Below are 21,197 nucleotides of genomic sequence, written 5' to 3' on the forward strand. Positions count from 1 at the left end.
GCGGCGGTGGCGGGTGGCGGGGGCGCGGCGGTCTCCCGTGCGGGCTTGGCGGTGTGCGTTGGGGGGTCGGGGGAGGTCACGGGGTGGTCCTGGCGGGGTGGGTGGGGGTGCGGAGGTCGATGATGCGGTCGCAGCGGTCGGCGACCTCCGTGTCATGGGTGGCGATCACCAGTGTGGTGCCCTCGTCCGCCGCTGCCAGGAGCTCGTCCAGGACGATCGCGCGGTGGTCGGCGTCCTGTTCGGCCGTCGGTTCGTCGGCCAGCAGGACCCGGGGGCGCAGGGCCAGTGCCCTGGCCACCGCCACTCGCTGCTGCTGCCCGCCGGACAGCTCCTCCACCAGGTGGTCGGCGAACTTGGCGACTTTCACGCGCTCCAGCGCCCGCGCCGCCAGCCGCACCGCCTCCGCCGGCGGGCGGCCCGCGGCGCGCAGCGCGACCTCGACGTTCTCGGCCGCCGTGAGCAGGCTCAGCAGCCCGTACGACTGGAACACCAGCGCCAGCTCGGCCCGCAGCGCCGGCTGCTCGTCCAGCGGCACCCCACGCACCAGGACCCGGCCCGCCACCGGCGGGAGCAGCCCGGCCAGCGTGGTCAGCAGCGTCGTCTTGCCCGATCCGGAAGGGCCCATGAGCGCGACACGCTCGGCGGGGAACAGCTCGAGCGTGAGGTCGGCGATGATCGTACGGCCGCCGGCACGGCAGGTGAGGGCGCGACACGCGAGCGCCGGTCCGCCAGTCGTCACGGGCGGATCATCACCTGACAGGACATCTCCGTCAACAGTTAATGCGGCTGCAACCCGGTTGCAAGTCGGACAAATAGCGTTATCAACGTAGGCGCTTGAGCCGCGCGATGGGGGTTGTCCAGTACAGGGGCATGGGCAAACCCCGGGGGATCGCGCGGCTCGCCTGCTTTCCCGGGCCTCCTGGGTCACCTCCGTGAGTGGGCGAGGAACGGGTCGAGCAGACCGGGGACGGTGGCGGCGGCCAGGTCGAGGCCGTCGGAGCGGCCGACGTCCACGACCTCGTAGTGGCCGCGCCCGGCCGCCGTCGTGGCCGAGACCGTCACCAGGCCGGAGCGGCGCTGGAAGAACGTCTCGGTGAACGTCCAGCCCGCGACGCCCCGGCGATCGAGCGCCACCGTACGCCGCACCAACGCGCCTCTCCTCGTGATCAGGTGCCGGGGGCTGAGCGCGTGCCCGAGGTTCGCGGCCCCCGCCGCGGCCATCCACAGCCCGTACGCCGGCACCACCAGCGTCCCCACGACCGCCACCACGGTCCAGCCCGCGCCCTCGGCCCACGGCACGGCTCCCGCCGCCACGGCCACCGGCAGTCCGGCCGCGACCCCGGTCGTCGCCAGCGCGCGCATCACCCGCCTGCGCCGGGCGGCGGGCGGGTGCCGCGTCAAGGTCACCATGGCCTCTCCCAAGGAAGACCCCGCCGGGGTGACCGCGGTGGCGATGCGGAGGGCGTCGGGGCGGGGGAGCGGCGGGGTGAGGGCGGCCGCGTCCTCGGTGTCCTTGGAGCCGGACTTGCTCAGCCCCGTGGCGACCGTCCTGACGCGGGCGGCCCCGGCCAGGCGGAGCAGGAGCGGCTCGCTGAGCTCGACGCCGCGCAGCCGGCGTTCCTCCATCGTCAGGGAGCGGGTGGTGAGCAGGCCGCGGCGCAGCCGGAGCCGGCCCGGCTCGCGGTCGAGCCGGTAACGCCCCCACGACTCGGCGAACAGCAGCATCGCCCCCGCCACCCCCACCGCCACGTTGACCGCCAGCAGCAGCGGGACGGCGAGCAGCGGCTGCGCCGCGATCCACGCCCACAGCTCGGACGCCAGCCGCGTGGTGAACCTCTTCATCCCCAACGAGTCGAACACCTTGTAGAGCGCGCCCAGCACCACCGCCGCGCCGGTGAACGTCCACACCGACAACGGCGCGTACCTGATCCACGACCACCGCAGCTCCGCCAGCGGCCCTTCGCCGGCCGGGTCGCCCCGGCGCAGCAGCGTGCGGCGCAGCGCCTCGGCGTCGTGCCTGGTCAGCGGGTCGAGTGTCAGCTGGGGCGCGTCGCCCGCGTGCTCGCCGGTGCCGACCTTGACCACGGCCAGCCCGAACATCCGGTGCACGGGGTCGGCGCGCAGGTCCACGCTGCGTACGCGGTCGCGCGGGATCGAGCGGTGCTGCCGGGTGGTGATGCCGGAGCGCAGCTCCAGCCGTTCGGGCGTCAGGCGCCAGCGGATGGCACGCACCCTGACCCCGTCGTACGCGACCGCGCCCGCCACGACGAGCACCACGGCCCCGGCGCACGCCGCCACGATGCCCCCGACCGGCCAGTCACGGCCGGCGAGGAACCGGACGAGCCCCAGCACGGCCCCCGCCGCGACCGCCAGCGACTTGACCCCGGTCACCCCCGAACTCCGCCGCGCCACCCCTCGCCACGCCACCCCCACTTCCACCCGCCCTTCCTGCCGCACCTCCGGTTGTGCCTCCGCCCCCATCTCCGGCCCCATCACCGCGCCCGGCTCCGGCCCCATCACCGCGCCCGGCTCCGGCCCCATCACCGCGCCCGGCTCCGGCCCCATCACCGCGCCCGGCTCCGGCCCCATCACCGCGCCCGGCTCCGGCCCGGGGGCGGGCCGGGGGGCGTCCGCGTTCGCCTCGCGTGTGTTCATGTGGCGTCCCCCGGGGTGGCCTGGGTGCGGGCGGTCAGGTGGGCGGCGAGGTCGGCGGCAAGCTCGTGGCCGAGCCCGCCGATGGTGATCGCGCCCGCCGAAGACGCCGTGGTCACCGTGACGTCGGCCAGCCCGAACAGCCGCTGCACCGGCCCCCGCGCGGTGTCGACCCGCTGGATCCGCGACATCGGCGCCACCTTCCACGTGTGCGTGAGCAGCCCCCGGCGGGTGTAGACGGCGTCGTCGGTGACCTCCCACCGCTCGACCCGGTAGGACATCCGCGGCGCCACCACGGCGAGCACCAGGCACCCCGCCGCGAACACCGCCACCAGCACCCCCAGCCAGCCGGGCCGCGCGGTGAACAGCAGGTAGGCGACGACGGCGGCCCCGGCCAGTGGGATCATGAGCATGAGCCACTGCGCCGTCCACCACGCCACCGCCCGGGGATCGGCCCGGTGGCGCGGCGGACGGAGCCCGGTCGCGCTCATGCCTCCCCCTCCCGCCGCAGCGACCCGGCCACGGACAGCAGCGCGAAGCCGAGCACGCCGATCACGATGGACCCGAACACCTCGTATCCCTTCAGCGCGGGCACCACGTTGACCACGAGCAGCCCGCGCGCCCATCCCCACCAGTTCCACAGGGCGTCGCCCAGGCCGGCCACTCCTTGCAGGAGCAGCAGCCAGCCCGACACCCTCAGCACCGCTTGCATGCCGCCAAGCCTCGCCGGGCCGGGGCGCCGGGCGCATCGGACCTAGGTCTCGCGCGGCATCGACTTTGGTCGCTGTCGCCGTACCTCCCGCAGGGCCTAACCTCGATGGACGTGACGGAACTGCGGGGAGACGGCGTGCCCGCCCACGAATACCGGTGGGCGCTGCCGTCGGTGCTGCTGGGCGACGCCCGTGAGGGCGGGCGCGTGCGCCGCTCCACCCGCGACTGGATCGTCGACACGCTGATGTTCCTGGCCGCCTGTCTCATCACCTATCTGTCGCTCGTCGAGCTGGACAAGAAGCCCGAGCCGGACCCGCTGATGGCGCTGGAGCAGGTGACGGGGGCGCTGGCGTGCGTGGCGGTGTGGCTGCGGCGCCGGTGGCCGGTGGCGCTGTCGGTGACCACCGCGCTGCTGTCGTCCTACCTGGAGCTGGTCGGCGGGGCGTGCGTGGTGGCGCTGTTCACGGTGGCGGTGCACCGGCCGCTGAAGATCTCGGGGCCGGTCGCGCTGCTCAACTTCCTCACCCTCGTCCCCTTCGTGGCCCTGCGCCCGGAGGACGACGACGAGCGGGCCTGGGCGGTGGCGCTGGGCGTGACGGTCGTGCTCATGGTGTTCGCGTGGGGCATCGTGGTCAGGGCGCGGCGGCAGCTCGTCTGGTCGCTCAGGCAGCGCGCCGACAGCGCCGCCGAGCAGGCCAAGCAGCTCGAACGCGAGCGCATCGCCAGGGAGATGCACGACGTGCTGGCCCACCGCATCTCGATTCTCAGCCTGCACGCGGGCGCGCTGGAGTTCCGTCCCGACGCGCCGCCCGCGGAGATCGCCAGGGCGGCGGGTGCCATCAGGACCAGCGCCCACCAGACGCTGCAGGACCTGCGCGAGGTGATCGGCGTGCTGCGGCACGCGGGCCCCGAGGCCGATGTCGTGCCCGACCGGCCGCAGCCCACGCTGGCCGACCTGCCCGCGCTGGTGGAGGAGTGCCGGCAGGCGGGCATGGACGTCCGGCTCGACCTGCGGGCCGGCGACGTGCCCGACGGGCAGGGCCGTAACCTCTACCGCATCGTCCAGGAGGCGCTGACCAACGCGCGCAAGCACGCGGGCGGCGTCCCGGTGAGCGTCGTGGTCGAGGGCGAGCGCGGCGAGGAGTTGTCGGTCGAGGTGCGCAACCCGCTCGGAGCACGCCCGGTGCGTCCGTCCGGAGCCCGTCTGCCCGGCGCGGGCGCCGGGCTCATCGGGCTGACCGAGCGGGCCGAGCTGGCAGGCGGCCGGCTGGAGCACGGCGCGACGCCGGAGGGGGAGTTCGTGGTACGCGCCTGGCTGCCGTGGCCGGTGGAGACGACGCGGGAGGACGTTTCATGACCGCAGCCGGCCAGGGCGGCCCGATCAGGGTGCTCATCGTCGACGACGACCCGATGGTGCGGGCCGGGCTGTCGATGATCCTCGGTGGCGCCGGCGACATCGAGATCGTCGGTGAGGCCGCCGACGGCGCCGAGGTGCCGCCGCTGGTCGCCGAGCACCGGCCGCGGGTGGTGCTGATGGACATCCGCATGCCGGGGGTCGACGGGCTGACCGCCACCGAGGCGCTGCGCCGCACGTCCGCGCCGCCTGAAGTGGTGGTGCTGACCACGTTCCACGCTGACGCGCAGGTGCTGCGGGCGCTGCGGGCGGGGGCGGCCGGGTTCCTGCTGAAGGACATCGCGCCGGTCGACCTCGTGGCGGCCATCAGGAAGGTCGCGGCGGGCGAGCCGATCCTGTCGCCCGCGGTGACGCGCCAGCTCATCAGCCATGTGGCCGACGGCGGGGCCGACGACCGCACCCAGCGGGCGAGGAAGCTGCTCGCCCGGCTCAGCGAGCGCGAGCGCGAGGTGGCGATGGCCGTCGGGCAGGGCAAGTCCAACGCGGAGATCGGGCGCGAGCTGTTCATGAGCGTGCCCACGGTCAAGGCACACGTCTCGCGCATCCTCACCAAGCTCGGCCTCAACAACCGGGTGCAGGTGGCGCTGCTGGTCTACGACGCCGCCTCGTAGCTCGCCAGCAACCGCTCGATGGTGGCGCGGTGCAGCACCAGGTCGTCCGGGTCGTCCGGCATGGCCTGCTCGCCGAAGTGGATGCGCCGCCGCCACACCCTGGCCATCACGATGCCGTGCCGCAGGGCGGCGTACAGCTCGTAGAAGTCCAGGTCGCGGGGCTCGTAGCCGGTCAGCTCGCGGTAGGTGCGGCAGACGTCGGCGCTGCGCATGAAGTCCGGCATGCCGGGCAGGCCGCCGCCCACGGTGAGGTCCTGGAAGAAGCGGTGCAAAAAGATCATCCAGGACACGTCCAGCTCGGGCGGCCCCACGGCGGCCATCTCCCAGTCGAGCACCGCGACGGGCGCGAAGTCCCGGTAGATGATGTTGCCGATCCTGGCGTCGCCCCAGCTCAGCACGTCGGGGCCGGGCTCTTTCGGCCAGTGCGCCTCCAGGCAGTCGAACGCGCGCTCCAGCAGCGGGACGCGGTACGTGCCGTGTGCCCACTCGTAGTAGGCCCGCTGCGCCTCGACGTGCGCGCGCAGCCCGGCGGGCCCGAGCGGGGCCAGCTCGGCCGGCGTGAACACCGTACGGTGCAGGGCCGCGAGGATCCCGACGCTCGCGGCCTGCAGCCGCCGCCGGTCGGTGGGGGAGGCGTCGTACAGCCAGCCCCCGAACGTGTACGGCATCACGTCCGGCGGCACCTCACCGTCCACCCGCTCCATGACCAGGAACGGCGTGCCCAGCGGCGCCGGGTCGGGCTCGAACCAGAGGGCCCTGGGCGCTGGGATCCCAGCTTTTTCCCTGGCCAGGCGCATCAGCTCGAACTGCGTGCGCAGATCGTAGGAGGGGAAGACGGGAACGGCCTCCTGCGCAGGTGCCAGGCGGGCCACGCAGCGGGTGGAGCGGCCGTCCCAGGTGGCGGTGAAGAACAGGGTCTCGCTGGACAGCCCGTTCTCCGCGGGCCTGGACATCTCCGACACCGACGCGCTCGCGCCGACCTGGGCACGGAGCCAGGCGGTGGCGCGTTCCCGCAGTTCGGCCAGGTCGCGGGTGGACGTACGAAGCTGCTCGGCCACGGTGGACCTCCCGGGGGGAGACGGGTCCTGCGACAGTCGTATACCGCCTAGCAAGCGCTTGTCCACAGATGGGTGGCCGTTACGGTCAGGTACGCAACAGCCGTACCCTTGTCTGAAAGGGCATGTCACGAAGGGACAAGTGGGATGAGTTCAGCGGGTGAAGGCCTGTCTCGCCCGCTTCCCGAGCAGGTGCGGCTCAACGTCGTCGATCTGGCGTCGCAGGTCCTCGGCACGATGCCGGCTGCGACGATCCCGCCACCCCTGCGCGGCATCGCCAAATTCGACCCCCGCAAACGCGCCAAACTCGGCAGCGCGCCCATCGCGGCGCAGCTCGAGAACGACAAGAAGTTCCGCGAGCTGGTCGCCGAGTCCGTCGCCGCGGGCTGGCCCGAGCTGGTCTCCGCGCTGGCCGAGGGCAACGTGCCACCGGCGGCCGATCCCGTGCTGGTGGCGGCGGCAGCCTATCTGACCCGGCCGCCGGGTTGGGCGGAAATGATCGAAACCGCCCGAGCCGACCTCGAACGTTCGGCCGTGGCGGCGGAGGGCTCCGAGCGCGAGGAGGTGGTCGCCCGCCTGCGCGAGCAGCTCGCCGCCCAGAAGACCGCCGCCAAGGAGGAGGCCGACCGGCTGCGCGAGCAGCTCAAGGCCGCCCGCGCGGAGAACTCCGACCTGCGCCGCAAGCTCCACGACGCCCGTGAGCGGGCCAAGGCGGCGGTGCGGCGGGCCGAGGAGATGGAGCACGCCGCCGAGGAGGCCAGGACCGCCGCCTCCCACGCGGGCAGCGGCGCCGAGGCCGAGCTGCGGCGGCTGCGCGAGCGCCTCGCCGACGTCGAGAAGCAGCTCGAAGCCTCGCGCCGGGCCGCCCGCGAGGGCAGGAGCATCGAGGACGCCCGCATCCGCGTGCTGCTCGACGCCCTCCAGGACGCCTCCGCCGGGCTGCGCCGCGAGCTGGCGCTGCCGACCACGATCAGCCGGCCCGCCGACTCGGTCGCGGCGGTCACCGGAGAGCGCCCCAACGTCCGCGGCGTGCCCGCCCGCGCGCTGGCCGACGACGACCCGCAGCTGCTCGACCAGCTCCTCGCGCTGCCGCAGGTGCACCTCATCATCGACGGCTACAACGTCACCAAGACCGGCTACGGCACGCTCACCCTCGCCGACCAGCGCACCCGGCTCATGAACGGGCTCGGCGGCCTCGTCGCCCAGACCCGCGTCGAGGTGACGGTGGTCTTCGACGGGGCGGAGCTCAACGCGCCGGTGCAGGTGGTGGCGCCGCGGGGGGTGCGGGTGCTGTTCAGCGCGCCGGGGGAGATCGCCGACGACCTGATCCGCCAGCTCGTCCGCGCCGAGCCGCCGGGCCGGGCCATCGCCGTCGTCTCGTCCGACCGCGAGGTGGCCGAGTCCGTACGCCGGATGGGAGCCAGACCCGTTCCGTCTGGTTTGCTGCTGCGCCGACTGAGTCGCGCCTAAGTTACGAATTGGTAGGTTTAGCACTAGCTCACCCGCCACTTCTGTACTATTTCGCCCCAGATGTAAATCCTGGGGAGGGCGATACAGTGAGGTTTGGCCGGGTGCCGATGGCCGCGGGTCTCGCGTTCGGACTGATGCTGACTCCGATGGGAGAGGCCCTCGCTGATCCCCAGCCCACGCTGGCCCAGGCGAAGGCCAAGCTGGAGAAGCTCAACGACAAGGCGGACAAGGTCGTCGACCGGTACAACACCGCCACCGAGCGCTACAAGAAGGCCAAGAGCACCTACTCCTCGCTCGACACGAGCTACAAGCGCAAGCTGGCCACCGTCGCCGACCTGCGCGCCCAGGTGGCCGGCATGGCCGTCGACAGCTACAAGCTGGGCGAGGACATCACCTCATGGCCCGGCATCTTCGGCTCGAACGATCCTCAGGGCCGCCTGTCCGGGCTCGCCGTGGCCGGGCAGCTCTCCCAGGAACGCCTGCAGAAGCTCGCCGCCTTCGACCGGGAGAACCGGGGGCTGAAGATCGAGCGGGACAAGGCGCAGAAGGCGCTCAAGTCCGCTGACAAGGAACGCGACGCCGTCCAGAAGGAACGCTCGGAGATCCTCAAGCTGATCGCGCAGCAGAAGAAGCTGCTGAAGAAGCTGGGGGCGTACAACCCGGGCAACCCCAACAGCACGGGCATCAAGTACACCGGGCCGGCGTCGGGGAGCGGGGCGGCGGTGCTGCGGTTCGCGTACGCGCAGGTCGGCAAGCCGTACGTGTTCGGCGGCACCGGGCCGGGCGGGTACGACTGCTCGGGTCTCACGCAGGCGGCCTGGCGGGCCGCCGGGGTCTCGCTGCCCCGGACGACGTGGCAGCAGTGGGCCTGGGGCCAGAGCCGGCGGGTCTCCCTGGACGCCCTGCAGCCCGGCGACCTCATCTTCTCCGAGGGCCTGGGACACGTCAGCATTTATGCGGGCAACGGGCAGATCGTCCACGCGCCGCAGACCGGCGACGTCGTCAAGGTCGTCAAACTCTCCGCCTACGGCCGCAACCTCGTCGGCGCCATCCGCCCGTAACCCGGCTCCCGGCTCCCGGCTCCCGGCATCCGGCATCCGGCTCCCGGTATCCGGGTGATTCGGCCGCTTAAGCCCGGCCGCGAAGGTTTTGGTCTGGCTGCGTAAGCCCCGGCGGTTCGGCCGCCGGGGCTTACTGCGTGACAGCGGGGGTTTCGGCCTGGCGTCGGCTCTTGGCGATCGCGTCTGGCACGCCCCTCATCGCAGTCGCGTTCAGCATCAGCGCTCTGCGCACGCGGTGGCCGCTCGGCTGTGATCCGTGTCGCAGCTCTTCTACGAAGATCTATAGTTGGCGGGCTCCTTGATCAACCTGGGCGCGATGGGCTTGACCTCCTGATCGGTCACTACTAGGGAGAGTCGTACAAAGGGTGGATTTTTCGGGGCGACGTCCCTCGCGTCCGGTCGGCAAGCGGGGCGAGAAGGGTGTTCGCGTTTGTGACTGGTGTGACTCCTGTGACTACTGGGACCTGACAAAAGCCCGCGAAAGCAAGTGTGAGTGAGGTCACATTTTGGTCACAAGACCTGGGGTTCCAGCAGGGGTTTCAAGTCTGACAAATCCTGCTATCTGATCTTTACAGGGCCATTCACGCTTTGCCGATCCTTGACCCTTCGGCGTAGCTTCTGGCGTCGTCGCGGTGAACAAGCCATGTCGCCGCGAACCGGCATCGGTCCCTCCCGATGTGAGACAGATAAAAATCCGCCGGTCGGCCCTGATATCCCCATCGCACTTCTGATCGGGGTGCCGACCTGCCGAATCCGTGCAGCCAGGAGGCACGGAGCCGGGGACCCAGCGATCCCACGTTCCCCGAGGGATCAGGGGTGAATCGGCGCGCCCATCGCGCCGTAGGGCGACTTCCACGCCCGAATCCGTCAGCTAACCCGGTAGGCGTTCGTGGAAGACACAAGGAGAAATCCTGTCTAACTCCCTGCAGAACCCCCGCCTGTCCCGCCTTGCCCTGAGTGGTGTTGCACTCACGATGACCGTGACGGCCGGAGGTATGGTCCTCCATGCCCCGGCGGCTCAGGCGGCGACGACCCGCGAGACCAGTGCGGCGGCCGGCACGACGGTGAAGGCGGCGACCACCGCCCGCACCACGGCGTCGGCGAAGGCCCGTAAGAGGGCCGCCAAAGCCGCCCGGCAGAAGGCGAGGGCCGGCAAGGCCGTCGCCGTGGCCAAGAAGCAGATCGGTGACCCGTACCGTTACGGGGGCACAGGACCTGGTGCGTTTGACTGCTCAGGCCTCGTCCAGTTCGCCTGGAAGAAGGCCGGCGTCAAACTCCCGCGCGTGGCGAGCAGCCAGTTCGTCCGCACGAGGAAGAAGGTCTCCTGGCGCCATCTCAAGCCAGGTGACCTGATGTTCTTCAACGGGCTCGGCCATGTGGGCATGTACGTCGGCAAGGGCAAGATGATCCATTCACCGCGGACAGGTGAACGGGTACGCATCGACAAGCTGAGCGGATGGCGAAGGTCGTCCTTCGTCGGCGCCGTCCGTCCCGGCGTGTGAAGAAGCCCCGTCCGGATCCTCCCCGATCCGGACGGGGCTCTCGCGTTCCCGAGCTTCACCTCGCGGGGTGCGTACGGGTGCTCTCGCGTTCCCGGCCCTTGACCCGCAAGGCAGCGCATACGATCGGGCACTGTGTCCGAGCAGGTGAGCCGACGAGCCGCGGTGACCGGGCTGGTGCTCCTCGCCGTCTCGGCCGCCGCCCCGCTGCCTGACGCGCCCGTCCTGCCCGCGCAGGCGCGCGACCTGTGGCCGGGGCCCCACGTCGTACGCCGCGGCAGGTGGTCCACCGTCGTGGGCCACGACGCCGGGTTCGACGCCGGGTTCGACGCCGCGGGGCTCGACGAGCTGGCGCGCGCGGCCGACACGGCGGGCCGGCGGGTGTCGGCGGTGCTCGCCCGCCCCGTACGTCCCCTGATCGTCGTCCCGGCCGACGCCCGCGAGGCCGCACGCCTGGCCCGGGTGGGCGGGGTGGACGGGCTCGCGGCGGTGGCCGACGGCGCACGGGTGATCGTCGTCCCCGAGGCGTTCGCCACCCTCAACCCCGTCGGCAGGGACGTCGTCCTCGCCCACGAGCTCACCCACGTCGTCGCCGGCACCGACGGACTGCCCGTCTGGCTGTACGAGGGTTTCGCCGACTACGTCGCCTACCGAGACGCCGGACTGCCCGTGGCGACGGCCGCCGCCGAGCTGGCCGCCGAAGTGCGCGCCGGGCGGCTCCCGACCGTTCTGCCCGGACCTGCGGCTTTCGCGGCGGACGGGGGTGACCCGGCCGGGCTCGCGCGGGCGTACCAGGAGGCGTGGCTGGCGTGTCGCTTCCTCGCTGACCGGTTCGGTGAGGGGACCCTGGTGAGGCTCTACCGTGCGGCCCGCGTGGACGGGGCCGATCGGGCACTCGCCGCGCTCGGGCTCTCCGTCGCGACGCTGACCGCGCGGTGGCGCGCGTACGTGCGGGATCAGCTCGTGTGAAGGGGAGGCAGATGAGCGAACGACAAGACCCGGACGACCGGGAGACGAACCACGCCCCGGAGGAGGAGGCCCGAGAAGCGGAGGGCGCCCTGACAGCGGTGGGCGCCTCAGGCGCACCGGCCACGGAACCCGCCGCGAGTGATCCGCCGATCAGCGGGCCGAACCAGGGGAAGGCCCGCAGCGGCGGGCCGGACAGCGGAGCGGCCGGCGGGCCGGACGGCGCGGGCGCCGGGGGCGGGGGGAAGGGTGCGGGGATGGACGAGCGGGGGGTGACCACGCCGGCGCTGCGCCGTCAGGCGGGCGTGGCGCTGGCGCTGCTGGGCATCGTGATCATCGCCGTGGCCGCGTTCACCACACCGTGGCACGTCCTGACGGGCGGCCCGCCCGACCCGGCGCGCGACTTCACCGCCGCCCAGATCGCCAGGGGAGAGGCGTTCGACGCGGCGACGAGCCTGCCGAGCTACCTCTCGCTCGCGCTCACCCTCATCTTCGCCGGCCTGCTGGTGGCGACCCCGTTCGGGGCGAAGGTGCTGGGCGTGCTGAAGGGCCCGTGGTGGCTGCGGGTGATCATCGGCACCGTGGTGATCACCGCGATCGTCGAGGCACTCAGGTGGCCGCTCGGCATGTGGTTCGAGACGATCATGCGCGAGTACGGCCTGTCCACCCAGGACTGGGCGGGCTGGACGGCGGACCGGCTGAAGAACCTGGGCGTGGAGACGGTCCTGCTCAGCCTCATGCTGCTGGTCCTGGTCGCGCTGGCCCGCCACGTGCGGCGCTGGTGGATCCCGGCGGCGCTGGGGGCGTTCGCGTTCACGGTGGCGGCCTCGTTCGTCTACCCGGTGGTGTTCGAGCCGCTGTTCAACGAGTTCACCCCCATGCAGCAGGGCACGCTGCGGACGAACCTGCTCGACCTGGCCGCGCGCGACGGCGTGCCGGTGGAGGACGTGCTGGTGGCCGACGCCTCACGCAGGACGACGGCGCTCAACGCGTACGTGTCGGGCTTCGGCGCCACGCGCCGCATCGTCGTCTACGACACGCTGCTCAAGGCCCCGCAGCGCGAGGTGGAGCTGGTCGTGGCGCACGAGCTGGGCCACGCCAAGTACGACGACGTCCTGCACGGCACGCTCATCGGCGCGCTCGGCTCGGCGTTCGGCGCGATCCTGCTCTACCTGGTGTTCGACCCGCTGCGGCGGCGGACGAAGGTCACCTCGATCACCGATCCGCGGGCGGTCGGCGCGCTGCTGGGGCTGATGACGATCGGCGGGTTCCTGCTGGGCCCGGCCCAGAACCTCATCAGCCGGCACATCGAGGCCAGGGCCGACGTGCACGCGCTGGACCTGACGCGGGACCCGGCCACGTTCATCGCCATGCAAAAACGCCTGGCAACGACCAACATTTCCGACTTGACGCCAAATGCGGTGGAATATGTGCTCTATGCCTCCCATCCGTCGAGTCCCGAGCGCATCGCCATGGCCCGCGTATGGGCCCGGCTGAACGGCGTGCCCATCCCGTGACGCCTTCCGCCGTGCTCTTCGTCACGAACGACTTCCCGCCCCGCACGGGCGGGATCCAGTCGTTCGTGCACGGGCTCGCGCTGCGCACGCCGGGCGTGACGGTCTACGCCCCCGCCTGGCCGGGCAGCGCCGAGTTCGACCGGCGCCAGCCGTTCCGCGTCGTGCGGCACCCCACGCGGCTCATGCTGCCCGTCCCGGCCGTCGCGCGCACGGCGGCCGGGCTGGTGGCCGCGCACGGCGTGCGGACCGTGGTGTTCGGGGCGGCGGCGCCGCTCGGCCTGCTCGCCCCGCGGCTGCGCGGGGCGGGCGCCGAGCGGGTGGTGATGCTCACCCACGGCCACGAGGCGTCGTGGGCGAGCGCGCCGGGCTTCCGCTCGGTGCTGCGCAGGATCGGCGGGCACGCGGACGTGGTGACGTACCTGGGGGAGTACACCCGCGCCAGGCTGGCTCCCGTCATCCCGCCGGGCAAGCTCGTCAGGCTCGCGCCCGGCGTGGACGCCGAGCAGTTCCAGCCCGCGGCGGGCGCGCCGGTCAGGGCCCGGCTGGGCCTCGGGGAGCGGCCCGTGGTGGTGTGCGTGTCGCGGCTGGTGCCGCGCAAGGGCCAGGACCGGCTCATCGCCGCCTGGCCGCGGGTGCTGCGCTCGGTGCCGGACGCGGTGCTGCTGCTGGTGGGCGGCGGCCCGTACCGGCGGCGGCTGGAACGGCTGGCGGGCGGGCACGAGTCGATCAGGTTCACCGGCACGGTCCCCGCCGCCGACCTGCCCGGCTACTACGCGGCGGCGGACGTCTTCGCGATGCCGTGCCGCACCCGGCTACGAGGCGTGGACGTGGAGGGCCTCGGCATCGTGTTCCTGGAGGCGTCCGCGACCGGCCTGCCGGTGGTGGCGGGCCGGTCGGGCGGGGCCCCCGACGCCGTACGCCCCGGCGAGACCGGCCTGGTCGTCAACGGCGAGAACCCCCGCGAGATCGCGCAGACCGTCGTCGAGCTGCTCACCGACCCCCAGAAGGCCCGCAAGATGGGCGCGGCCGGCCGCGACTGGATCACCGGCGAGTGGACCTGGGACGAGGTCGCCGCCCGCTTCCGCGCCCTGCTCTAGCTCTCACCCCTTCGTCGAGCCCAGCGTGAGCCCGGCCACGAACTGCTTGTGCAGGAGCTGGAAGACGATCAGCGTCGGCAGCGCCACCAGCATCGACCCGGCGGCCAGCAGGTTGTAGTCGGTGAAGAACTGGCCCCGCAGGTTGTTCAGCGCCGAGGTGACCGGCAGCTTGTCGCCCGACGACATCAGCACCAGCGCCCACAGGAAGTCGTTGTACATCCAGGTGAACTGCAGCGTGCCGAGCGCCGCCAGCGCGGGCCGGCACAGCGGCAGCGTCAGCGTCCAGTAGCGCCGCCACACCCCGGCGCCGTCCACCAGCGCCGCCTCGGAGATCTCCTCGGGGATCGTGCGCATGAAGTTGGCCAGCACGAAGACGCAGAAGCCGAACTGGAACGCCACGTGGATGAGGATCAGCCCCAGGTAGGAGTCGTAGAGCGACTGCGAGTCCGACAGCCACACGGGCAGCGGGACCAGCGTGTAGAGGGTGTAGAGCGGGGTGATGAGCACCTGCGGGGGCAGCAGGTTGCCCGCGGTGAACACGATCAGCAGCGTCCTGCGCCCCGGGATGCGCAGCCGGGCGATCGCGAACGCCGTGAACGAGGCCGTCAGCAGCGTCACCAGCACGCCGGGCACCACGATGTACAGCGTGTTGAGGTAGTAGCGGGGCAGCTCGGCCTGTGTCCACGCCTCCGCGTAGTAGGTGAGCGTCAGGCTCTCCGGCAGCGAGAAGTAGCCGAGGCGGGCGGTCTCCTCGTACGGCCGCAGCGAGGCGTACACGGCGAGCACCAGCGGCAGCAGCCACCCCAGGGCCACCAGCGCGAGGAAGGCGTGCAGCAGCACCCGCAGCGGCCGCCACCTCATCGCTCCTCCCTGAACAGCTGCGACAGGTACGTGACGATGAACCCCAGCGAGATCACCAGCAGGATCACCGCGATCGCCGAGCCGAACCCGATCCTGCTGGCCTCGCCCACGATGTTCTCGGTGACCAGCACCGACAGCAGCTCCAGCCCGTTCCTGCCCTTGTTGATGGCGTAGACGATGTCGAAGGCCCGCAGCGCCTCGATGACCGTGATCACCAGCACGATCACGTTGACCGGGCGCAACGTCGGGAACACCACCCGGAAGAACGCCTGCCGCTCGTTCGCCCCGTCGATGGCCGCGGCCTCCTTCAGCGCGGGATCGACCGCCTTGAGCCCGGCCAGATAGATGATCATGACGTACCCGACGTGCCGCCACGCCGCCGCCACCATGACGACCCAGATGTTGACCGCGCGGTCGCCCAGCCAGTCCACGCTCAGCCCGGTCACCGCGTTCAGCACGCCGTAGTCGGAGGAGTAGACGAGCTGCGCGATGAAGCCCACCACCGCCAGCGAGAGCACGACCGGCATGTAGAGGGCGCTCTGGTAGAAGCGCGACAGCCGCAGCCGCCGGTCCAGCAGCACCGCGCAGAACAGCCCGAACGGCGTCGCCACCAGCCCCAGGAAACCCAGCCACAGCACGTTGTTGCGGACCGCCGACCAGAACGGCGGATACTCCGCCGCCAGGTCGTGATAGTTCTCCCCGCCCACCCACTCGATGGGCCCGATGCCGTTCCAGCTCGTGCCGGAGAGCCAGACGGAGGCCAGCGTGGGCCCCCAGACGAGGCCCACGTTGACGACGATGGCCACCCCCAGCCCGATGACCAGGATGGTCACGTCGCGGGCGGAGTAGCGACGGGTCTTGGCGGCCATCAGCGGAAGATGTTCGCCTTCTGCTTCTCGATGCTCGCCAGCAAGGGGTCGATCTCGTCGGGTTTGCCGACGAACGTCTGCAAAGACGGGATCATCACGGTCGAGGCGAAGTCGGGCCTGGTGTCGCGGTCGAGGAACTGCGCGATGTGCGTGGCCTTCGACACCAGCTCGGCGCCGCGCTTCTGCAGCGCGCTGTAGCCGGAGGTGTCGGCCTTGGAGCTGGCGGCCAGCGTGCCGGGATCCAGCTTCGTGGCGATGTCCTGGGAGGACGCCTGCGCGAAGTGCTTGATCAGGGCCTTCGCGCCCTCGACGTTCTTGGCCTTGGCGGAGATCATGTAGCCGTCGATGGGGGCGTCGATCGAGTCGGTGCCGTACGCCGGGTTGATCGCGGGGAAGGTGAAGAAGTCCAGGTCGTCCCGGTCGGCCTCGGGGAACTGCTGGGCGACGAACATCCCGAGCAGGTACATCCCGGTCTTCTTCTGCGCCAGCGACTGCCCGGCCTCCTGCCACGTACGGCCCAGCGCGGCCGGCTGGTGGAACTCCATCAGCCCCCGCCAGGTGTCGAACACCTGCCTGACCCGGGGGTCGGTCCACGACTCCTTGCCGGCCATGAGGGAGATGTGGAAGTCGTAGCCGTTGATCCGCATGTTGAGGATGTCGAACGTGCCCATCGCCGGCCAGCCGTCCTTGTCGGCGAACGCGATCGGCACGATGCCGTCCGCCTTCATCTTCCTGGCCAGCGCGGTGAACTCGTCCAGCGTCGCGGGCGGCTCGTAGCCCCGCTCCCGCCACAGGCTCTTGCGGTAGAACACCGCCCACGGATAGTAGGTGAACGGGACGAAGTACTGCTTGCCGTCCACGCCCGTCGACTGGTCCTTGAACGCCTGCGTGTAGTCGCCGCCGATCTCCTGCCACACGTCGGAGATGTCCACCGCGAGGCCCTGCTCGGCGAAGAACTGCATCCGGTACCCGGCGAACCAGGTGAACACGTCCTCGGGGGTGCCGCGCAGGTAGCGGTTGATGTTCTCCTGGAACGTGTTGTGGTCGACGGTGTTGATCCTGGTCGTGGCCTGGGTGAAGCCCTTGACCACGGTGTCCAGCGTCTTCTTGGGGATCTCGTCGGAGGCGTTCGAGCCGATGGTGACCGTGCCCAGTCCGCCGCCGCCCTGACCGGCGGGCGACGGGGCGTCCGAGCCGCAGCCGGCCAGGACGGCGGGGACGCCGAAGGCGGCGGCTCCTAAGATGAGGTTGCGGCGGGAGATCGGCGATGGTCGGTCCATGTGGGTGCCTCCTTGCCGGAATTCCCCCGACTTCGCGCACTTTCCTTCATCGAAAAGGCCCCTTTTCGGACTGTCAACGCCCGTTTTCACGACAACCTGCGCCTCAGCAGGTCGTGTCCGGAATAATCCGCCTATGTTCTGGCGACCTGTGCCCGTGGTTCTGACGGCTGTGACGGTGCTCGCGGGCGCGGTCGGATGCGCGTCAGGAGGGCCGGAGCCGGCGGCCACGCCCGGGACGCCGGAGCGCGCGGCCACCTCCGGGCCGTCGCAGCGCGCGGCCGCCCCCGACTGCACGAAGGCCGGGCCGCGCGACTTCGACGGCGACGGCCGGGACGACGTCGCCGTGGGGAACAGGATGCTGTCGGGCGGCCAGGTCTCCCTGCTGACCGCCGGCAGGCTCGTCCGCCTGACCATCCAGGACGAGGCCGCCGACGCCGTCGGGTCGTCGGTGGCCCTGGCACGGGTGGACGCCGACGGCTGCGCCGACCTCGTCGTCGGAGCGCCGTACACGAAGGTGGACGGGAAGGGCGGCGCCGGCGCGGTCTACGTCCTGTACGGCGGCGGCACCCGCCCCCACCGCAAGCTCGTCGCCCCCGAGCCCCAGGAGAACGCCAGGTTCGGCAGCTCGGTCGCCGCGTACGGCGGCACCATCGCCGTCGGAGCGCCCCTGGAGAAGGAGCGGGGCGCCCGCGCGGCGGGAGCCGTGTACGTCTTCCCCGAGGGGGCCACCGGCGCCCGCCGCATCAGCCAGGAGACCGAGGGCGTCCCGGGCAACAGCGAGGTCGGCGACCGTTTCGGCCACGCCCTGGCGCTCGGCCCTCTGCCGGACGGGCGGCTGCGCCTGCTCGTCGGCGCCCCCGACGAGCGCAAGGACGGCACGGGCCGGCAGCTCGGACACGGGGGAGCGGGCCACACGGGCTCCGTCACCCTGATCGACGAGGTACGGGCGGAGCGCTACCAGGCACTCAAGTTCGACGGAGCATCGGAGGAGTGCGCCTACGGGGCGGCCGTGGCGCACCTGCCCGGCGACCGATGGGCGGTCACCGCGCCCCGCTGCGGCACCTTGCAGGTCAACGGCACGTCCGGCCCGGTCAGGACCGTCTCCTGCCAGGCCTGCGCGGGCTCCCAGGCCCTGTCGGCGCTGGCGGTCTCACCGGACGGCCGCCTGGCGGTGGCGTGGGGTGACTCGGCGGTGGTGCTGGTGCCGGACGACGAGGAGGGCGTACGCGACCAGGTCGTCCCGACGCTGCCCGGCGGCAACTGGCCGGTCGCCTTCTACGGCTCCAAGCTGGTCTTCGGCCGCCCCAGGGACACCCCGCCGCTGACCGTGACCGTCCACGACCCCGCCACCGGCACGTCGGAGGAGGTCGCCATCGAGGGCGGCCCCGGCGACGTGGAAGGCGTCGGCGAGGCACTCGGCTGACGTATCTACGATCGGGAGTCGTAGAGCGCTTCGATCTCGCCGGCGAAGTCGCGCATCACCAGGTTCCGCTTGACCTTGAGGGTCGGTGTGAGGTGGCCGCTCTCCTCGGTGATGTCCGCGTCGAGGATGACGAACTTCTTGATCTGCTCGGCCCTCGACACCATCGCGTTGGCCCGGTCGACCGCCCCCTGGATCTGCGCCAGCACCTCGGGGTCGGACTTGAGGCCAGCCACGGTGGCGCCTTCCGGCAGGGCCTCGGGGTCGAGGGTGATCAGGGCGGCCACGAACGGCCGCCCGTCGCCGATGATCATGGCCTGGGAGACCAGCGGGTGGGCGCGCAGCGCGTCCTCAAGGGGGCCGGGCGCGACGTTCTTGCCCGCCGCCGTCACCAGGATCTCCTTCATCCGCCCGGTGATGCGCAGGTAGCCGTCGGCGTCGAGCTCGCCCACGTCGCCGGTGTGGAACCAGCCGTCGGCGTCGATCACCTCGGCGGTGGCGTCCTCGTTCTTCCAGTAGCCGTGGAAGACGTTGCGGCCCTTGGCGAGGATCTCGCCGTTGTCGTCGATGCGCAGCGTGACGCCGGGCAGCGGCTTGCCGACCGTGCCGATCTTGTTGCCGCCCGGCATGTTGACCGAGACGGGCGCGGAGGTCTCGGTGAGGCCGTACCCTTCGAAGACCTCGATGCCGACGCCGCGGAAGAAGTGGCCGAGCCGGTCGCCGAGCGCGGAGCCGCCGCTGACCGCGGCGGACAGCCGCCCGCCGGTGGCCGCGCGCAGCTTCGCGTAGACCAGCTTGTCGAACACCGCCCGCTGCAGCCGCAGCCCGAGCGGGGCGCCGCCCGAGCTCTCCGCCTTGCTCCAGGCCACCGCGACGTCGGCCGCGCGGGCGAAGATCTTGCCCTTGCCGCCGGAGATCGCCTTCTGCTCGGCGGCGTTGTAGACCTTCTCGAACACGCGCGGCACGCCCAGCAGGAACGTCGGCTGGAAGTCCTGCAGGTCGGGGGCGACGTTCTTCATGTTGGGCGTGTGCGCCATGATCGCGCCCGCCTCGATGAGCACCACCTGGATCATCCGGGCGAAGATGTGCGCCAGCGGCAGGAACAGCAGCGCGGCCGGCTCCTTGCGGGCGAACATCGGCTCGAGCGGCCCGCGCAGCACGTTGAGCGCGGTGAACAGCAGGTTGTCGTGCGTGATGCGGCAGCCCTTGGGCCGCCCGGTGGTGCCCGAGGTGTAGACGACGGTGGCGAGGTCGGCGGAGGTGACCTGCTCCCTGCGCGCCTCGACGTCGGCGTCGGTGACGCCGCCGGTCTCCAGCGTGCCGTCCACCCGCCACAGCCCCTTGAGCTCGGGCGCGGCCTCCTTGACGGCCTGCTCGTGCGCGTCGAGCTCGACGAACGCCGCCTTGGCCGCGCTGTCGGCGAGGATCCACCTGATCTGCTCGACGGAGGAGGTCTCGTAGACCGGCACGGTGACCGCGCCGATCGTCCAGATGGCGTAGTCGACGAGCGTCCACTCGTAGCGGGTACGCGACATGAGCGCGACCCGGTCGCCGTGCTCGACGCCGGCCGCGATCAGGCCCTTGGCCACCTCGGCCACCTGGTCGCGGAACTCCGCCGCGGTCACCACCGGCCAGCCCGACCCGGCCTTGCGCCGCATCACCACGGCGCCCGGCTCCTGCTCCGCGCGCCGGAAGACGGTGTCGGCCAGGCCGGCGGAGGCAGGCACATCGACCAGGACGGGGACGCTGTACTCGCGCACGAACTCAACTCCTCTTCGGACTCCGCCTGGACGTTACCGCCTGAAGTTACGCGCCGGTAGCTCCGTCATTGAGGCGTTATGAAGGGCGTTTCACACGCTAGCAAGCCGAAGGGCGTCCTGCGGTGCGGCGCGGGCCCCGAGGAGACACCGCATAGGATCTGCCGCATGAGGGTCCACGTCGTCAGCGACGTCCACGGCAGGGCAGACGCGCTCGCCAGGGCGGGTGACGGCGCCGACGCGCTGATCTGCCTCGGCGACCTCATCCTGTTCGTCGACTACGACGACCACGCCCAGGGCATCTTCGCCGACCTGTTCGGCGCCGCCAACGCCGCCCAGTTCATCGCGTTGCGCACGGCCAAGCGCTTCGACGAGGCCAGGGCCATGTCGGCGCGGCTGTGGGCGACGCTCGACGGCGACCCGCGCGAGCACATCGAGCGCAACGTCCGCGCCCAGTACGCCGCCCTGTTCGCCGCCATGCCCACCCCCGCCTACCTCACCTACGGCAACGTCGACCTGCCGCGCCTGTGGTCCGACTACGTCAGGCCGGGCCACCAGGTGCTCGACGGGCAGGTGACGGAGATCGGCGGGCTGCGGTTCGGGTTCGTCGGCGGCGGGCTGAAGACCCCGTACCGCACGCCGCACGAGATCAGCGACGAGGAGTACGCCGCCAAGGTCGAGGCCGTCGGCGAGGTCGACGTCCTGTGCTGCCACATCCCGCCCGCCCTGCCCGAGCTGCTCTACGACGTGGTGGCCAGGCGGTTCGAACGCGGCAGCGAGGCCACGCTGGAGGCGATCAGGCGCACCCAGCCCCGCTACGCCCTCTTCGGCCACGTGCACAATCCCCTCCACGCGCGCGCCCGCGTGGGCCGCACCGAGTGCCTGAACGTGGGCCACTTCCGCAGCAGGGGCGTCCCGTACGTCCTCGAATGGTGATCTGGGCCCTTACGCCGTCAC

Annotated in this window: 19 protein-coding genes and 1 riboswitch; of the genes, 10 read left to right on the top strand and 9 right to left on the bottom strand. The window is 71.8% G+C overall.

Features of this window, described 5'->3' with window-relative positions; translation table 11 throughout:
• Positions 1 to 76: 76 nt before the first annotated feature.
• From AB0K18_RS01960 to AB0K18_RS01975, 4 genes are all read right to left on the bottom strand, one after another.
• Positions 77 to 739: an ATP-binding cassette domain-containing protein gene (locus AB0K18_RS01960; RefSeq protein WP_364908468.1), complete on the bottom strand. Its 663-nt coding sequence runs from the start codon at positions 737 to 739 to the stop codon at positions 77 to 79.
• Between the two features lie 185 nt (positions 740 to 924).
• Positions 925 to 2,655, bottom strand: a complete 1,731-nt coding sequence (locus AB0K18_RS01965) for a PH domain-containing protein (RefSeq protein ID WP_364908471.1) — start codon at positions 2,653 to 2,655, stop codon at positions 925 to 927.
• The gene (locus AB0K18_RS01970; RefSeq protein WP_364908474.1) at positions 2,652 to 3,143 is read right to left on the bottom strand and encodes a PH domain-containing protein; all 492 of its coding nucleotides are present in this window, start codon (positions 3,141 to 3,143) and stop codon (positions 2,652 to 2,654) included. The genes AB0K18_RS01965 and AB0K18_RS01970 overlap by 4 nt, the downstream gene beginning before the upstream one ends.
• Complete coding sequence (locus AB0K18_RS01975; protein ID WP_364908477.1) at positions 3,140 to 3,364, bottom strand: hypothetical protein; 225 nt, start codon at positions 3,362 to 3,364, stop codon at positions 3,140 to 3,142. The genes AB0K18_RS01970 and AB0K18_RS01975 overlap by 4 nt, the downstream gene beginning before the upstream one ends.
• 111 nt (positions 3,365 to 3,475) lie before the next feature.
• Between AB0K18_RS01975 and AB0K18_RS01980 the strand changes: the two genes are divergently transcribed.
• Complete coding sequence (locus AB0K18_RS01980) at positions 3,476 to 4,720, top strand: histidine kinase (protein ID WP_364908480.1); 1,245 nt, start codon at positions 3,476 to 3,478, stop codon at positions 4,718 to 4,720.
• On the top strand, positions 4,717 to 5,388 hold the full coding sequence (locus AB0K18_RS01985) for a response regulator transcription factor (RefSeq protein ID WP_364908483.1): 672 nt from the start codon (positions 4,717 to 4,719) through the stop codon (positions 5,386 to 5,388). Before AB0K18_RS01980 ends, AB0K18_RS01985 begins: the two co-directional genes overlap by 4 nt.
• Here AB0K18_RS01985 and AB0K18_RS01990 read toward each other — a convergent pair.
• Entirely contained in the window at positions 5,370 to 6,446 is a 1,077-nt protein-coding gene (locus tag AB0K18_RS01990; RefSeq protein ID WP_364908486.1) for a phosphotransferase family protein, read from the bottom strand. The genes AB0K18_RS01985 and AB0K18_RS01990 overlap by 19 nt on opposite strands.
• Before the next feature lie 144 nt (positions 6,447 to 6,590).
• Between AB0K18_RS01990 and AB0K18_RS01995 the strand changes: the two genes are divergently transcribed.
• The 6 genes from AB0K18_RS01995 to AB0K18_RS02020 all read left to right on the top strand — a co-directional run bounded on the left by AB0K18_RS01995 (position 6,591) and on the right by AB0K18_RS02020 (position 14,053).
• On the top strand, positions 6,591 to 7,913 hold the full coding sequence (locus tag AB0K18_RS01995; RefSeq protein ID WP_364908489.1) for an NYN domain-containing protein: 1,323 nt from the start codon (positions 6,591 to 6,593) through the stop codon (positions 7,911 to 7,913).
• Between the two features lie 146 nt (positions 7,914 to 8,059).
• Positions 8,060 to 8,974, top strand: a complete 915-nt coding sequence (locus tag AB0K18_RS02000; protein ID WP_364908491.1) for a C40 family peptidase — start codon at positions 8,060 to 8,062, stop codon at positions 8,972 to 8,974.
• 735 nt (positions 8,975 to 9,709) lie between these two features.
• Positions 9,710 to 9,875: riboswitch (cyclic di-AMP (ydaO/yuaA leader) on the top strand.
• Positions 9,876 to 9,969: 94 nt separating this feature from the next.
• On the top strand, positions 9,970 to 10,476 hold the full coding sequence (locus AB0K18_RS02005) for a C40 family peptidase (RefSeq protein ID WP_364908493.1): 507 nt from the start codon (positions 9,970 to 9,972) through the stop codon (positions 10,474 to 10,476).
• 132 nt (positions 10,477 to 10,608) lie between these two features.
• Complete coding sequence (locus tag AB0K18_RS02010) at positions 10,609 to 11,442, top strand: hypothetical protein (protein WP_364908495.1); 834 nt, start codon at positions 10,609 to 10,611, stop codon at positions 11,440 to 11,442.
• Positions 11,443 to 11,453: 11 nt separating this feature from the next.
• Positions 11,454 to 12,956, top strand: coding sequence for a M48 family metallopeptidase (locus AB0K18_RS02015; protein WP_364908497.1), 1,503 nt, complete (start codon positions 11,454 to 11,456; stop codon positions 12,954 to 12,956).
• Positions 12,923 to 14,053, top strand: coding sequence for a glycosyltransferase family 4 protein (locus tag AB0K18_RS02020; RefSeq protein WP_364908500.1), 1,131 nt, complete (start codon positions 12,923 to 12,925; stop codon positions 14,051 to 14,053). The genes AB0K18_RS02015 and AB0K18_RS02020 overlap by 34 nt, the downstream gene beginning before the upstream one ends.
• A 3-nt stretch (positions 14,054 to 14,056) precedes the next feature.
• On the opposite strand, the gene AB0K18_RS02025 is transcribed toward AB0K18_RS02020, so the two are convergent.
• The 3 genes from AB0K18_RS02025 to AB0K18_RS02035 are packed head-to-tail and all read right to left on the bottom strand — an operon-like array spanning position 14,057 to position 17,063.
• Complete coding sequence (locus AB0K18_RS02025) at positions 14,057 to 14,914, bottom strand: carbohydrate ABC transporter permease (RefSeq protein WP_364908503.1); 858 nt, start codon at positions 14,912 to 14,914, stop codon at positions 14,057 to 14,059.
• The gene (locus AB0K18_RS02030; protein ID WP_364373916.1) at positions 14,911 to 15,783 is read right to left on the bottom strand and encodes a sugar ABC transporter permease; all 873 of its coding nucleotides are present in this window, start codon (positions 15,781 to 15,783) and stop codon (positions 14,911 to 14,913) included. Before AB0K18_RS02030 ends, AB0K18_RS02025 begins: the two co-directional genes overlap by 4 nt.
• Positions 15,783 to 17,063, bottom strand: a complete 1,281-nt coding sequence (locus tag AB0K18_RS02035) for an ABC transporter substrate-binding protein (protein WP_364908505.1) — start codon at positions 17,061 to 17,063, stop codon at positions 15,783 to 15,785. The genes AB0K18_RS02030 and AB0K18_RS02035 overlap by 1 nt, the downstream gene beginning before the upstream one ends.
• A 133-nt stretch (positions 17,064 to 17,196) precedes the next feature.
• Here AB0K18_RS02035 and AB0K18_RS02040 point away from each other — a divergent pair, with 133 nt between their 5' ends.
• A complete protein-coding gene (locus AB0K18_RS02040) occupies positions 17,197 to 18,486 on the top strand; it encodes a hypothetical protein (RefSeq protein WP_364908507.1) in 1,290 nt (429 codons plus the stop codon).
• Positions 18,487 to 18,491: 5 nt separating this feature from the next.
• Here the strand turns inward: AB0K18_RS02040 and AB0K18_RS02045 are convergent, their stop codons facing one another.
• Complete coding sequence (locus AB0K18_RS02045) at positions 18,492 to 20,243, bottom strand: AMP-dependent synthetase/ligase (RefSeq protein WP_364908510.1); 1,752 nt, start codon at positions 20,241 to 20,243, stop codon at positions 18,492 to 18,494.
• A 165-nt stretch (positions 20,244 to 20,408) separates the two neighbouring features.
• Here AB0K18_RS02045 and AB0K18_RS02050 point away from each other — a divergent pair, with 165 nt between their 5' ends.
• The gene (locus AB0K18_RS02050) at positions 20,409 to 21,176 is read left to right on the top strand and encodes a metallophosphoesterase (protein WP_364908513.1); all 768 of its coding nucleotides are present in this window, start codon (positions 20,409 to 20,411) and stop codon (positions 21,174 to 21,176) included.
• Positions 21,177 to 21,197 lie beyond the last annotated feature (21 nt).

This window comes from Nonomuraea sp. NPDC049421, from assembly GCF_040677005.1.
GTDB classification, from domain to species: domain Bacteria; phylum Actinomycetota; class Actinomycetes; order Streptosporangiales; family Streptosporangiaceae; genus Nonomuraea; species Nonomuraea salmonea.